We start from the raw sequence: 12,840 nt of genomic DNA, 5'->3' as shown, positions 1-12,840 counted from the left end.
TGGCAGCCATGCCTCATCAACAGGCTCGGCTGCAAAAGTCTCTTGGCTCGACGGCATAGCCGGACCGCGCTATCTCTGGCGCTTCCCTCCGCTTTAGCTTCCGTAAAGATACTGGACGATGCCCATGTTCTTGCCCCGGCTTATCGCCCTTGGCTTCCTCGGCTTTGCCTCCACGGCAGGCGCCGCCACCCTCGATGGGCTGGCCGTGGACGTGACGAATACCAGCGAACCGGTGCTGTGCGCGGAAAAGGACAACGTGGCGATCAACTTCACCTCGCCCGCGGTGAAGCATTTCCAGATCGAGGCCGTGCATCCGGCCTATATGGGGTCCCTGCGCCAGGACCGCTGGGAGCCGGACTGGACCGCCTGTGAGGACATCACGCAGGAAACCTCGGCCAAGCCGCATCCCACCATGAGCACCCTCTACGAGGACGGCAATGTCCGAATCATGGGGCTGTCGTTCACCGAGTTCTGGCGCCCGAGCGACGTCACGGTGACCATCGGCGACAAGGTCACGCATAGGATCCATCTCCTTCAGCTGCTCAAGAAGCGCGGCGACAAGGCGGTGGAAGTGCTCGTGATCTATCCGGGCGACGGCTATTGGCGCATCAAGCCGCTCCCGCCCGAGCATCTGGACTGGACCTCCTACGGCTCCTCTTTCCTCGTCGGCCCGGTGGAATTCGACCAGCGGCCCGTGGTGAATCTCAAGGACGTGGCCTTCGACCCGAAGACCATGACCTTCACGCTGACCCTGGCGAAGGGCGGCAGATCAACCGTTGCCGTCAAGGCCCTCAATGAGGAGCGCATGACCTTGGATGTCGCCTTCGATCTGGGTGTCTCCGGCCTGCCCTTCGCAGGGCTGCGTTCCATGTACGTGACCGAGTTCAACGCCGACGTGGCGCGCATCGCCGTACGGGAGGCTGGGGCCCGCTCCTGGCGCGAAGAGCCGATCATGAATTTTCCGGGCGCCAAGGTGACCGATGCGTGGATGGGCAGGCTCGTTCCCTCGCGCCACAATACCAGCGCGCCCGACATGATGTTCAACCGTTTCCGTGCGGCGCCGGCTCCTTAACGCTGAACCGCGCTTTCAAAGCCGAGAGGAGGCGGCCATCGATCAGGATGAGGCCTCCGCCGATCAGAGCCATGCCGGCCATATGCCGCATCGCCAAGGTCTCGCCGAGGACGAGCACGCCGAGCAGGATGGCGCTGACCGGGATGAGGAAGGTCACAAGGCCCACATTGGTGGCGCCCGCCCGCGCGAGCAGGCGGAAGAAGATCAGATAGGCGAAAGCCGTCGAGACCAGGCCGAGGGCCGCCAGGGACACGATCGCCCCGGTGCTCGGCATCGCCAGCGTCCAGGGCCGATCGACGATCAGCGCAGTGGGCAGAAGGATCGCGCTTGAGACCGTGACCTGTCCGGCTGCGGTCGCAAGAGGTGGAATGCCCATGGTCTTGAAACGTCGCCCGAACACGCCGGAAAAGCCATAGGAGAGGGCCGCTCCCAGGACCGCCAGCTGCGCCAGGATGCTCGCATCCAACGAAGCGAAGGCCGCGGCCCCGATCATCACCGCAACGCCGGCAAAACCCACGATCACGCCGGCGAAGCGCTGTCCCGTCAGGCGCTCGTCCTCGGTCAGGTAATGGGCCACGATCACCGTGAAGAGCGGCGTCGTCGCATTGAGAATGGACGCGAGGCCGCTGGCGATATGGCTCTGCCCCCAGACGATCAGGGTGAAGGGGATGACGTTGTTGAGGATCGACATGCCGAGAAAGGCAGACCAGACCTGACGGGTACGCGGCAGATCCACCCCCATGAGTCTTAAGGTGAGAAGCAGCGCCGAGGCCGCCGTCACCACCCGCAGCGCCACGATCGTCAGGGGCGGCAATTCGCGGACGGCCACGCCCACGAAGAGGAAGGAGCCACCCCAGACGATCGAGAGAATGGCCAACAGCGCCCAATCGGACGCGGTCATGGTTTTTTGGATGGAGGCTTGCGTCATAGGGTCGATTCCGGATCTTACCGATCGGAAATGACACAAAGCCGACCGCCGCACGACCCGTTTTCTGCGGTCAGGAGAGGTCGTACCATTCCCCGTTGCTTCGGCACGCGAGCATCTCGCCGGTCCGCGTGGCGCCACGGCTTCGCATTTCTCGCCGGACGAGGCGGCAATCGAGCGCGCCGAACGCCTTCTTGTTCATCGGTTTCAAGCTCACCTTGCCGGAAGCCCCGGTCGACGGATTTTGCCAAGTGGCGCTGGCTGCGCCGGCACCATTGAGGATGGAGAGAACGGCCTGTGCCTCCGCAGGGCGATCCGCATCGGAAACGAGTTGTTCGGCAGCCCGCTGAGCCTCCGCCTGTGCGATGGCGGCGCTGGCCTGACCTCTCGCAGCGGCCAGCTGGCTTGTCGTCATGCCTGCTGCTGCAGCCTGCATGGCGAGAGAAGGAGCCGCGGCCGCCAAGCCGACACCGCCGGTCATGGCTCCGCCGATGGCAGCCGATGCAACCGTACTGGCCATCCCAGCCGCGTGCCTGGCCATCATCAGGCTCGATTGGCGATCGAGTTCACCCAGATAATTTGGTCGCGCCGTGTTGCCGGCAGCCGCATCGGAGAGACGTGAGGCGAATCGGCTGAAATCCACGCTCTGCGAGTCCGGATCCCGCTCGGGCTGAGCGCTCTGGACCATACTGACCGCGGTTCCGGACAGGCCGGTCGGATCCAGTCCCGTGGCCGCTCCAAGCGCAACCGATCCGGCCCCATTCTGATTACAGGCGGCCAGAAGGAGCACCATCGCAAGAGCGCCTACCCCCGCTAGAGCGCCTGCCCCGGTTGCGATCTTGATCATGATTCGCCTCTTCCGCTGACGTTACGACATAATATAACAATAAAACGTTGGAAAATGAAATAACAGCCCTGAATGGTCCGGACGATCCACAGGGAAGATCGAAGGGTCATCAAGGTTTGGTTTACGACGATGGAAAGTGACCCCGCGCCTTTACCACTCGTTCACGGCTTTAAGGCGAACCTCTCGCCCGTAATCTTGTCCCATGTAGCGCCCCGCCATGACCCCGCCGCTCTCCCGCGAACCGTCCTACAGCGTCCGCCATCACGCGGTGCGGTCGAGCTTCTGCGTGCTGCCTCACGATCCTCGGCCGGCGCGGAATACCAGCTTCATCTTCGGTCGCTCGGATTCGCGCTATCGCCCCCTGCTCAATCAGGAGGAGCGGGACCGGCTGCACATCTGGGCCATGATCGTCGCGCTCTCGTCGTCGGTGGCGGGCACCACCCTGCTCCTCACGGCGATCTTCCGCTGATTGATATTACTGCAGCGGCCAGACCAGCATGATGAGCGGTACGCCGATCACCACCACCAGGATCGAAAGCGGCAGCCCGAGCCGCCAGTAATCGCCGAATCGGTACCCGCCCGGCCCCATCACCAGGGTGTTGCACTGATGGCCGATGGGGGTGAGGAAATCGCAGGCTGCCCCGATGGCCACCGCCATGAGAAACGCGTCGGGCTTGAAGCCGAGTTGGGTGGCGAAACTCGCCGCGATGGGGGCCATCACCAGCACGGTGGCCGCATTGTTGAGGAACGGCGTCACCGCCATGGCGGCCACCATGATGAGCACGAGAGCACCGGTGGGCGGCAGCATGCTGGCGGCCATTGAGAGCCATCCCGCGATCAGGTCCGTGCCGCCGGTCGTCCGGATCGATTCGCTGACCGGAATCAGGGCTCCGAGCATGACGATGATCGGCCACTCGATCGTCTCGTAGGCCTCGCGCAAGGTGAGGGAGCCGAACAGGACGAGGAGGACGCCCGCCCCGAAGAAGGCGATCGCCACCGGCAGGATGTTGAAGGCGACGAGCACCATGGCACCCACGAGGATCGCGGCCGGCATGAAGCTGCGCCGCGCGCTGCCGAGCCGGATCTCCCGTTCGGCCAAGGGCAGACAGCCGAGATCGCGCAAGGTGTCGGGCAGCCGCTTGAGGTTGCCTTGCAGCACAATGACATCCCCGGAGCGCAGAGTGATGGTGCGCAGCCGTTCCTTGAAGCGCACGCCGCTGCGACTGACCGCAATGAGGTTGACCCCGAAGCGCTCATAGAGACCGATCTGCTCCGCCGAGAGGCCGGTCAAGCGGGAATTCGGCCCGACGATCGCCTCGATGACACCGATCTCGTCGGTTGCTTCTTCCATCTCCGGTTGGCGATGCTCTCGGCTCAGTTTCAGCCCGGCCCGAACAACGGCGCTCTCGAGCGCATCCGATTCACCCTCCAGCATGAGAACGTCGTTCTCGCGGATCCTTGCATCCGGCAGGGGACTGGAGCTGCGGGTCTCGTTGCGGATGATGGCCGCGACCTTCACCTCGCCATTGGCGAGTTTGTGCAAATCCGCCACCGTTTGCCCGATCACCTCAGATTCGGGGGTCACCCGCGCCTCAGTGACATAATCCTTGATATCGAGAGCATCATAGAGGGAGGCGGAGCCCTTGCGGCCCTGCGGCAGCAGACGGTAGCCGAAGGCCAGGAAGGCGACGCCCGCCAGCGCTATACCGAGCCCGACCGGCGTGAAGTCGAACATGCCGAACGGCTCGCCCAGAAGCTCTTGCCTGACCCGAGACACGATGATGTTCGGCGAGGTGCCGACCAGGGTGACGATGCCGCCGAGAAGGGAGCCGAAGGCCATCGGCATGAGAAAGCTCGAAGGCGGCGTGTTCGTCCGCCGGGCTATCTGAAACGCCACGGGAATCATCATCGCCAGCGCGCCGATGTTCTTCACGAAAGCGGAGAGCACCGTCACCACGGTCACCAGCACAACGACCTGGATCTGCGTGGTGCGCAAATAAGGCCCGACCCGGTTCAATCCTGCCTCGAGGATACCGGACTTCGCCATGGCGGCGCTGACCAGAAGCGCGCTCGCCACGATGATGACGATGTCGTCGCTGAAGCCCTCGAAAGCCTTGTCGGCGGGCACGATGCCGACCAGCACGGCGACCAGCAGCGACAGGACAGCGACAAGATCGTAGCGGAAACGTCCCCAGACGAAGAGCGCCATCATCCCGGCGACGATGGCGAAGGCAAGCATTTGTTGGTGGGTCATGCGAAGCGCAAAAGAGAGGAACTGAGATCCTAACGCTTCACGCTTCCGTTAGTGCCCGGACTTACTGACCGAGAACGAGCGCCCAATACCGCCCATAGCGATTGTTCGCATCGGCGCGGGCGAGGCCGATCTTACGGGCCTGGGGCATCAGGAGATTGCTGTTATGGCCCGGAGAGGCCTTCCAGCGCCCAATGGCTCCATCCACCGAATCCGAACCGGCTGAGAGATTCTCGGCCGAGTAGCCGATGATGCCGTATTCATCCATGCGGCCGGCGAAGCTGCCATGGCTGAGGCGGCCCGCCGCCGCAACCGCCCGCGCCTGATGCTCCGCGGCCTTGTTGAGGGAGGAATCCACCGTCACCGGGCTCAAGCCCTTCGAGACTCGGTATGCCGAGATCAGCCGCGCGGCCTCGGCGGCATCGTTGGTGGAGCTCGCCAGGACGGCATCCTTGGGGGTGAGAGCCAAATCGCCCGCGCAGCCGGCCAGCCCCAGGGCGACGAGGCCTGAGATGAAAAGAGCACGCATCGAAAATCCCCTTCGGGCGGCATTCAAGCGCCGCTCCCCTTGCAAAAAGTGCCTGTGGCGTTCATGTGCAAAAGCCATGAACCCGATGACGCTCCATGCCATGTTGAAGCGTGAGGGTCCAGATTCCACACCCTCCCGCGTCAGCTGACCGCATGCCCGCAAGTTCCTCCCCACCCGAAGTCGCCATCGTCGGCGGCGGCCCCGCCGGCCTGATCGCCGCGGAGGTCCTGGGACGCGCGGGCCTTAAGGTCATCGTCTACGATCAGATGCCGTCCGTCGGGCGAAAACTCCTCGTGGCGGGCCGGGGTGGTCTGAACCTGACCCATTCGGAAGAGTTCAAGCATTTCGTCACCCGTTACGCCGAGGCCCAGCCGCGATTGCGGCCCCTGATCGAGGCCTTTCGCCCCGAGGACCTGCGCGCCTGGAGCGAGGGGTTGGGACAGGAGACCTTCGTGGGCTCCAGCGGCCGCGTCTTCCCCAAGGCCTTCAAGGCCTCTCCCCTCCTGCGCGCCTGGCTGTCGCGGCTGGAGAGCCTTGGCGTCCGCTTCGCCCTGCGCCATCGCTGGCAAGGATGGGACGAGGACGGCCGTCTGATCTTCACCGATGCCGCCGGCGAGTCAGTGCGGGTCAAGCCTGCTGCCACCATCCTGGCGCTCGGCGGCGCGAGCTGGCCCCGGCTCGGCTCCGACGGGACCTGGGTGGAACTGCTCTCTCGACAGGGTATCGCGGTCTCGCCCCTGCGCCCCGCCAACGTGGGTTTCATCCTCCCCTGGTCCCACGTCATGCGCAGCCGCTTCGAAGGCGAGCCCCTGAAGCGGGTGGCCCTGACCTTCGAGGGCAGAACCGTGAGGGGAGAGGCCATCGTGACGGCGGACGGGATCGAAGGCGGGGCGGTGTATGCCCTCTCGGCTAGGCTCCGCGACGCCATCGAGCGGACGGGCGGCGCCACGCTGCACCTGGATCTGCGGCCCGATCTGTCCGAGGAGGCTCTGGTGAAGCGCCTGGGCGCTCCGCGAAAGGGCCAGTCTGCCTCCACCTTCCTGCGCAAGGCCGGCGGCCTCAGCCCCGTCGCGATCGCATTGCTGCGGGAGGCTTCGCCATCCCTTCCGCCCGAGCCTGGGGCGCTGGCCCGTCTGATCAAGGCCGTGCCCCTGACGCTGACGGGCACGAAGTCCCTCGACCGGGCCATCTCCACCGCCGGCGGCGTGCCGTTCGGCGAGGTGGACGAGCACCTGATGCTGCGCCGGATGCCGGGGGTCTTCGTGGCCGGCGAGATGCTGGACTGGGAGGCGCCCACCGGCGGCTACCTCCTCCAGGCGACCTTCGCCACCGGCCTTGCCGCAGCCCGCGGGGTGCTGGCGCGCTTGCAGATTCCCGATGCCGCATTGACGGGAAGCCTCTCCTCGGCCACACGGCAGACGTGATCGACCCCGCCAAGATTCTCCACGACGTTTTCGGCTTCCCCTCCTTCCGCGAAGGACAGGAGGAGATCGTGCGCGCCGTGCTGGCCGGCGAGGACGTTCTGGCCGTCATGCCCACGGGTGCGGGCAAGTCCCTGTGCTTTCAGCTGCCGACCCTCGCCCGCCAGGGGCTGACCCTCGTGGTCTCGCCTCTCATCGCCCTCATGCGCGATCAGGTGGCGGCCCTGCGCCATTTCGGCATCGAAGCCGGCAGTCTCAACTCCGCCAACGATCCGGAGGAAAACCGCCGCGTGGTCGACGCGGTGCGCGACCGCCGCATGCGCATTCTCTACGCCTCCCCCGAGCGCCTTGCCAACACCGGCACGACCGAGTGGCTGGGCCGGGCCGGTGTGAACCTGCTCGCCATCGACGAGGCCCATTGCGTCTCGCAATGGGGGCACGATTTCAGGCCCGAATACGCCATGCTCGGCGAGGTGCGCCAGCGGCTCGGCAATGTGCAGACCATCGCGTTGACCGCGACCGCCGATGTGGCGACGCGCAGCGACATCATGCACCGGCTGTTCGAGCAGGAGCCGCGCCTCTTCATCCATGGCTTCGACCGGCCGAACCTGCGCCTTGCCATGCAGTCGAAGGAGAATTCCAAGCGCCAGCTCTTCTCCTTCCTCGACAAGCACCGCCACGAGAGCGGCATCGTCTATTGCTCGTCCCGCAACGCCACCGAACGGCTGGCGGATTCGTTGAGCCAGGCCGGTTACCGCGCCCTGCCCTACCATGCCGGCATGGCGCAACAGGATCGCGCCAAGAACCAGGACATCTTCCTCCAGGAGGACGGTGTCGTGATGGTGGCGACCGTCGCCTTCGGCATGGGCATCGACAAGCCGGACGTGCGCTTCGTCGCCCATGCGGCCCTGCCGAAATCCATCGAGGCCTATTACCAGGAGATCGGCCGCGCCGGCCGCGACGGCGCACCGGCCGACACGCTCACCCTCTACGGCCTCGACGACATGCGCCTGCGTCGCCTGCAGATCGAGGAGAGCGATGCGGCGGACGAGCAGAAGCGCGTCGAACGCCAGAGGCTCAATGCGCTCGTCGCCCTGTGCGAAGCGCCGCGCTGCCGGCGCCAGACCCTTCTCGCCTATTTCGGTGAGAGCACCGACCCTTGCGGGAATTGCGATCTGTGCATCGACGGCGTCATGTCCTTCGACGGCACCATCGAGGCGCAGAAGATTCTCTCGGCCATCGTGCGCACGGGCGAGCGCTTCGGCACGGAGCATCTCATCAGCATCCTCGTGGGCGAGGAGACGGATTCCATCCGCCGCTTCGGCCACGACAAGCTGAAGACGTTCGGGGTCGGCAACGACCGCGCGAAGACCGAATGGCGCTCGCTCCTGCGGCAGATCTATGCGGCGGGCCTGATCGGCCTGGAACTGGCGGAATACGGGCGCTGGACGCTGACGGACAAAGGCGTGGCCGTTCTCAAGGGCCAGGAACGGATCGAGCTGCGCTCCGACGTGCTCATGAAACCCGCCGAGCGCCGCCGCAGGCGTGGACGCATGGAAGCGGAATCCGTGGTGCCGTCCGACGATCCGCTGCTCCTCGACCTGAAAGGCCTGCGCACGCGGCTTGCCAAGGAAGAAGGCGTGCCGGCCTACGTGATCTTCTCCGACCGCAGCCTGATCGACATGGCGGCCAAGCGGCCGACGACGGTGCGTGCCTTCGGCGAGGTCCATGGCGTGGGACAGGCCAAGCTCGACCGCTACGCGGATGCGTTCCTCGAGGTCCTGAAGACGCACGCGGCCTGACGACAGCTGAGCTGCATATCGCATCTCCACTGACACAAACCTCATCCTGAGGAGCAGACGGAGTCTGCGTCTCGAAGGAGGGTCCAGTGCACTCTTAATCCTCCTTCGAGACGGCGCTGCGCGCCTCCTCAGGATGAGGTGAGAGGTAGGCTGGGAGCGGAACTTTACCGTTCGAGATATGATTCCAGATCGCGCAGGTGGTGATGCCAGCCCGCCGCATGCTGCTCGATCAGCCGCTGCCTCCTGTCGGCCGGAAGAACCGACCAGCCTCGGTGCTCCAGGCGAAGGAGCGTCTTCGCTTCGGCAACTGGATCGAGAACCATGGACACCTGGGTGGGTTGCGGCCAGTCCTCGCCGGCCCATGACAGTTCGAGGAATTCCGGCGGCTCGAATCGGCTCACGGTTCCCGTGGTGACAACCGTTCGACCGGTTTCGTCCGTCGATTCCTCCCGGAAGGCGCCGCCGGCTTTCGCATCGAGGCGCACATGGTCGCCCCACCAGGACGCGATGGCGTCCGGGGCGGTCAAGGCTGCCCAGATCTGGTGCGGGGCCTTCCCGATATCGTATTCGATGACGATCCGATCCGCCGTTGTCCCGACTTTCATGGTCGAACCTCCTCAAGCGGCCTGTCTGTCCCCACCCGTTGCGATGTCGACCCAAACGCCGGAATGCGCGCTTCTCGCAATCGCATCCACGGCCCGCTCGATGCGGATGCCGTCGTCGAACGTGATCAGATGGGCGGCCTCCCCATCGATGCGGCGGATCAGCTCCCGGCATTCGACGATCTTCAGATCGTTGAAACCGAGCCCGTGTCCCGGCGCGGGGATGAATTTATTATAAGGCGGGTGATGCGGGGAGGTCAGGATCGTGCGGAACCCTTGCGTCTCTCCTGCCCCGTCGGCCGTGTAGAGCTGGACCTCGTTCATGCGTTCCTGGTCAAAGACGATGGTGCCTTTCGAGCCGAAGAGCTGGACGAAGATTCGCCCCTTGCGGCCCCAGGCCGAGCGGTTGAGCGCGATCACACCGGAGGTGCCGTTGTCGAGCTCGATCAGCGTGGTGGCGATGTCATAGGTCTCGACCGCGCGGCGGCCGCCATCCTTCACGGGGCGATCCGCGTAAGGCTTCGCCATATGCCCGCAGACACGGCGCACGCCGCCGAACAGGATCCAGATCAGGCTCAACGCATGGACGCCGAAATCGTCGAGGGCGCCATGGCCGGAACTCGCCTCGCTCTTCCAGTAGAAGAGCTCCTCGGGGTTCGCCATGAAATCCTCATCCATCTCGACGCGCACATGATTAACCTCGCCGATCCGGCCCTCGTCGAGAAGGCGGCGGATCAGACGGATGACGGGGTTCTGGATGTAGTTGTAACCGAGGGCTGCGACCCTGCCCGAGGCGCGGGCGGCGGCGAGCATCCGCTCCGCATCGGGCAGGCGTGTTGCCATCGGCTTCTCGCACCAGACATGCTTGCCCGCCTCCAGCGCCGCGATCGCCATCTCGGGATGGAAGGCGTTAGGCGTGGTAATTGACACCACATCGACAGCCGGATCGGTGACGAGAGAGCGCCAGTCGCCGGTGGCGCGCGCAAAGCCGATTTCTCGCGCTTTCCTCTCGGCGAGTTCCTGCGAGGCTTCAGCCAAGACCGCAAGGCGTGGCCGATCCACGTCCCCGAAGACCGCCGCAACGGCGTTCCAGGCCAGGGCATGACACTTGCCCATGTAGCCGGTGCCGATGAGGCCGATGCCGAGTGATGTCATGCGTCATGCTCCTGACTTGATGTGGATGCCCTCATCCCGAGAGGCTGGCTCGATATTCGGCCTTCCCACCGACATGGCCGGGACACGCCCGGCCATGTCGGTGGGAAGAGTGCTACGCCTCATTCAATCAGGATCACCGGAACAAGGCCGGTGATGACGGGAAGAAGCTGCGGGTCCTTTATCAGTCAGCCTCTGAGGAGTTCGCGTAGCAGGCTCCTCAGGATGAAGGTTGGGCTAGATGTCATCTATCAGACCATTCCGCCGAGTTCTTCCGACACGGCCTGCAGTTCCTTGCCGCCGGCCATGAGGTTCTGCAGTTGATCGATCTGGATCTCGGATTTCTTGTAGGTGCCCAGCGTCTTGCCGCGGTTGAGCACCGTGAAGCGGTCGCCCACCGCATAGGCGTGACGCACGTTGTGCGTGATGAAGATCACGCCAAGGCCTTTTTGGCGCACTTGGTGGATGTACTTGAGCACCATGGAGGTCTGCGCCACGCCCAGCGCCGAAGTCGGCTCGTCGAGGATCAGCACCTTCGCACCGAAATAAACCGCGCGGGCGATCGCCACGCATTGGCGTTCGCCGCCGGAGAGGGTGCCAACAGCCTGGTGGGGATCGCGCACGTCGATCCCGATCTTGTGCATCTCCTCCCGCGTGACCTCGTCGCAATGGTCGAAATCCACATTGCGGAACGGCCAGATGCCCTTCACCGGCTCGCGCCCCATGAAGAAGTTGCGCGTGACCGACATGAGTGGAATCATCGCGAGATCCTGATAAACCGTCGCGATGCCTGCATCGAGCGCATCGCGTGGGCTGGAGAAGGTCACCGGCTGCCCTTCGACCAAGAACTCGCCCGAGGTGGACTTGTGCACGCCGGCGAGCGTCTTGATGAGCGTTGACTTGCCGGCGCCGTTGTCACCGAGCAGGCACATGACCTCGCCGCGATGGACTGTGAGCGATACGCCCGACAGCGCGATCACCGAACCGAAATGCTTGACGAGGTTTCGGATGTCGATGAGGGGAGCTTCTTTGTCCATCAGCGCTCTCCCGTCACTTTGCGGCGGATGAAGTTGTTGAACAGCACCGCGAGCAGCAGCATGGCGCCGAGGAAGACCTGGAACCAGTCGGAATCGAACCTCGTATAGGTGAGGCCGATGGAGACCATGCCGAAGATGATGGCGCCGAAGAATGCGCCGATGGCCGAGCCGTAGCCGCCGGTCAGGAGGCATCCGCCGATCACCGCCGCGATGATGGCCTCGAACTCCTTCTGGAAGCCGCGCCGTGCATCGGTCGAGCCCGCATCGAGCACGGTAAGAACAGCAACGAGAGCGGCCGCACAGGCGGTGAGCATGAAGAGCCCGGTCTTTACCCGGTCCACCGGCACACCGGAATTGCGCGCCGCGTTGGCATCGCCGCCTGCCGCGAAGATCCAGTTGCCGGCGCGCGTGCGCAGGAGAAGCCAGGTGGCGACAAGCGCGAAGCCAATGAACCAGACGATGGAGACGGGCATTCCCGTCACTGACGGTGTGCCATTCGGAAACTTGGCGATGACGTCATGCGCCGCTAGCCAGGAGAACACACCCTCGAAAGCAACGCCCGAGAAGAGTTCGCGGATGAGGCCTTCGCCTGCCTGATCGCCGATGCTGCGCATCTGGGTCGATCCGCCAGTCGCCCACTTTAATCCGACGAGCGAGAGACCGCGCAGGATGAACAGGAAGGCGAGCGTGACGATGAACGAAGGAAGCCGCGTGCGGATCACCATCTGGCCGTTCAGGCCACCGAGCACGGCCGCCACGACGAAAGTGGCGAGAATGGCTAAAAGCAGAGGCCAGCCGCTGAGCGTGATGAAGGCGCCGAAGACGAGGCCGGTGAAGGCCACCATCGAGCCGATGGAGAGATCGAACTCGCCGCCGATCATCAGAAGGGCCGCCGCGATGGCGAGAATGCCGAGCTGGGAGGCGGGCGAGAGAATGTTCATGATGCCCGCCAGCGTGAACATGGACACGTCGGCGGTGGAGAGAAAGAAGATCGTGACGAGGACGAGACCGGCAAGAGCGCCGAGTTCGGGACGCCGCATGATCTTGGTGAGGAGGGAGACCTCCCGCAGGCGCTCGTCCTGAATTTTCTTGACGGCTGTCGCCGGTGCAAGATTGGCGGTCGGCTGGGTGGTGTTGACCATGAGCGCCTCCCCATATGAATCCATGAAAGAGAGGAGCCCGCGATCACAAGATCGCGGGCT

At 64.6% G+C, this 12,840-nt stretch carries 12 protein-coding genes; 4 read left to right on the top strand and 8 right to left on the bottom strand.

All coding sequences use genetic code 11. The features are described 5' to 3' along the window. Positions 1-118 precede the first annotated feature (118 nt). Positions 119-1,072, top strand: coding sequence for a hypothetical protein (locus ACD578_RS23310; protein WP_404288923.1), 954 nt, complete (start codon positions 119-121; stop codon positions 1,070-1,072). On the opposite strand, the gene ACD578_RS23305 is transcribed toward ACD578_RS23310, so the two are convergent. Together ACD578_RS23305 and ACD578_RS23300 are read right to left on the bottom strand one after the other, a co-directional pair. Next, entirely contained in the window at positions 1,041-2,000 is a 960-nt protein-coding gene (locus tag ACD578_RS23305) for a DMT family transporter (protein ID WP_152710092.1), read from the bottom strand. The genes ACD578_RS23310 and ACD578_RS23305 overlap by 32 nt on opposite strands. Before the next feature lie 70 nt (positions 2,001-2,070). Then, the gene (locus ACD578_RS23300) at positions 2,071-2,844 is read right to left on the bottom strand and encodes a hypothetical protein (RefSeq protein ID WP_404288921.1); all 774 of its coding nucleotides are present in this window, start codon (positions 2,842-2,844) and stop codon (positions 2,071-2,073) included. Positions 2,845-3,061: 217 nt separating this feature from the next. On the opposite strand from ACD578_RS23300, the gene ACD578_RS23295 reads away from it, so the two are divergent. Continuing rightward, positions 3,062-3,313 carry a hypothetical protein gene (locus tag ACD578_RS23295; protein ID WP_152710090.1) on the top strand — a complete coding sequence of 84 codons (252 nt, stop codon included), beginning with the start codon at positions 3,062-3,064 and terminating at the stop codon, positions 3,311-3,313. Positions 3,314-3,319: 6 nt separating this feature from the next. Here the strand turns inward: ACD578_RS23295 and ACD578_RS23290 are convergent, their stop codons facing one another. After that, positions 3,320-5,098 carry an SLC13 family permease gene (locus ACD578_RS23290; RefSeq protein WP_404288918.1) on the bottom strand — a complete coding sequence of 593 codons (1,779 nt, stop codon included), beginning with the start codon at positions 5,096-5,098 and terminating at the stop codon, positions 3,320-3,322. Between the two features lie 61 nt (positions 5,099-5,159). After that, the gene (locus tag ACD578_RS23285; RefSeq protein ID WP_404288916.1) at positions 5,160-5,624 is read right to left on the bottom strand and encodes a CAP domain-containing protein; all 465 of its coding nucleotides are present in this window, start codon (positions 5,622-5,624) and stop codon (positions 5,160-5,162) included. A 152-nt stretch (positions 5,625-5,776) separates the two neighbouring features. On the opposite strand from ACD578_RS23285, the gene ACD578_RS23280 reads away from it, so the two are divergent. Together ACD578_RS23280 and recQ are read left to right on the top strand one after the other, a co-directional pair. After that, the gene (locus ACD578_RS23280) at positions 5,777-7,048 is read left to right on the top strand and encodes an NAD(P)/FAD-dependent oxidoreductase (RefSeq protein ID WP_404288914.1); all 1,272 of its coding nucleotides are present in this window, start codon (positions 5,777-5,779) and stop codon (positions 7,046-7,048) included. Then, complete coding sequence (recQ, locus tag ACD578_RS23275; RefSeq protein WP_404288912.1) at positions 7,045-8,847, top strand: DNA helicase RecQ; 1,803 nt, start codon at positions 7,045-7,047, stop codon at positions 8,845-8,847. The genes ACD578_RS23280 and recQ overlap by 4 nt, the downstream gene beginning before the upstream one ends. Positions 8,848-9,011: 164 nt before the next feature. On the opposite strand, the gene ACD578_RS23270 is transcribed toward recQ, so the two are convergent. The 4 genes from ACD578_RS23270 to ACD578_RS23255 all read right to left on the bottom strand — a co-directional run bounded on the left by ACD578_RS23270 (position 9,012) and on the right by ACD578_RS23255 (position 12,780). Then, positions 9,012-9,452 (bottom strand): SRPBCC domain-containing protein, encoded by a 441-nt coding sequence (locus ACD578_RS23270; RefSeq protein WP_213562557.1) that lies wholly within the window; start codon positions 9,450-9,452, stop codon positions 9,012-9,014. A 12-nt stretch (positions 9,453-9,464) separates the two neighbouring features. Further along, entirely contained in the window at positions 9,465-10,604 is a 1,140-nt protein-coding gene (locus ACD578_RS23265) for a Gfo/Idh/MocA family protein (RefSeq protein ID WP_404288910.1), read from the bottom strand. 248 nt (positions 10,605-10,852) lie between these two features. Then, on the bottom strand, positions 10,853-11,638 hold the full coding sequence (locus ACD578_RS23260) for an ATP-binding cassette domain-containing protein (protein ID WP_404288908.1): 786 nt from the start codon (positions 11,636-11,638) through the stop codon (positions 10,853-10,855). Continuing rightward, complete coding sequence (locus tag ACD578_RS23255; RefSeq protein WP_404288906.1) at positions 11,638-12,780, bottom strand: ABC transporter permease; 1,143 nt, start codon at positions 12,778-12,780, stop codon at positions 11,638-11,640. The genes ACD578_RS23260 and ACD578_RS23255 overlap by 1 nt, the downstream gene beginning before the upstream one ends. Between the last annotated feature and the right edge of the window lie 60 nt (positions 12,781-12,840).

It is taken from the genome of Microvirga sp. RSM25, assembly GCF_044784385.1.
Classification (GTDB): domain Bacteria; phylum Pseudomonadota; class Alphaproteobacteria; order Rhizobiales; family Beijerinckiaceae; genus Microvirga; species Microvirga tunisiensis.
This window is presented reverse-complemented; position numbering and strand designations above follow the sequence as displayed.

Excerpts from the sequence above, each read along its gene's own strand:
- ACD578_RS23255 (WP_404288906.1), bottom strand. The coding sequence starts at position 12,780 with ATGGTCAACACCACCCAGCCGACCGCCAATCTTGCACCGGCGACAGCC.
- ACD578_RS23310 (WP_404288923.1), top strand. The coding sequence starts at position 119 with ATGCCCATGTTCTTGCCCCGGCTTATCGCCCTTGGCTTCCTCGGCTTT.
- ACD578_RS23280 (WP_404288914.1), top strand. The coding sequence starts at position 5,777 with ATGCCCGCAAGTTCCTCCCCACCCGAAGTCGCCATCGTCGGCGGCGGC.
- ACD578_RS23270 (WP_213562557.1), bottom strand. The coding sequence starts at position 9,452 with ATGAAAGTCGGGACAACGGCGGATCGGATCGTCATCGAATACGATATC.
- ACD578_RS23295 (WP_152710090.1), top strand. The coding sequence starts at position 3,062 with ATGACCCCGCCGCTCTCCCGCGAACCGTCCTACAGCGTCCGCCATCAC.
- ACD578_RS23300 (WP_404288921.1), bottom strand. The coding sequence starts at position 2,844 with ATGATCAAGATCGCAACCGGGGCAGGCGCTCTAGCGGGGGTAGGCGCT.
- ACD578_RS23305 (WP_152710092.1), bottom strand. The coding sequence starts at position 2,000 with ATGACGCAAGCCTCCATCCAAAAAACCATGACCGCGTCCGATTGGGCG.
- ACD578_RS23285 (WP_404288916.1), bottom strand. The coding sequence starts at position 5,624 with ATGCGTGCTCTTTTCATCTCAGGCCTCGTCGCCCTGGGGCTGGCCGGC.
- ACD578_RS23265 (WP_404288910.1), bottom strand. The coding sequence starts at position 10,604 with ATGACATCACTCGGCATCGGCCTCATCGGCACCGGCTACATGGGCAAG.
- ACD578_RS23260 (WP_404288908.1), bottom strand. The coding sequence starts at position 11,638 with ATGGACAAAGAAGCTCCCCTCATCGACATCCGAAACCTCGTCAAGCAT.
- ACD578_RS23290 (WP_404288918.1), bottom strand. The coding sequence starts at position 5,098 with ATGACCCACCAACAAATGCTTGCCTTCGCCATCGTCGCCGGGATGATG.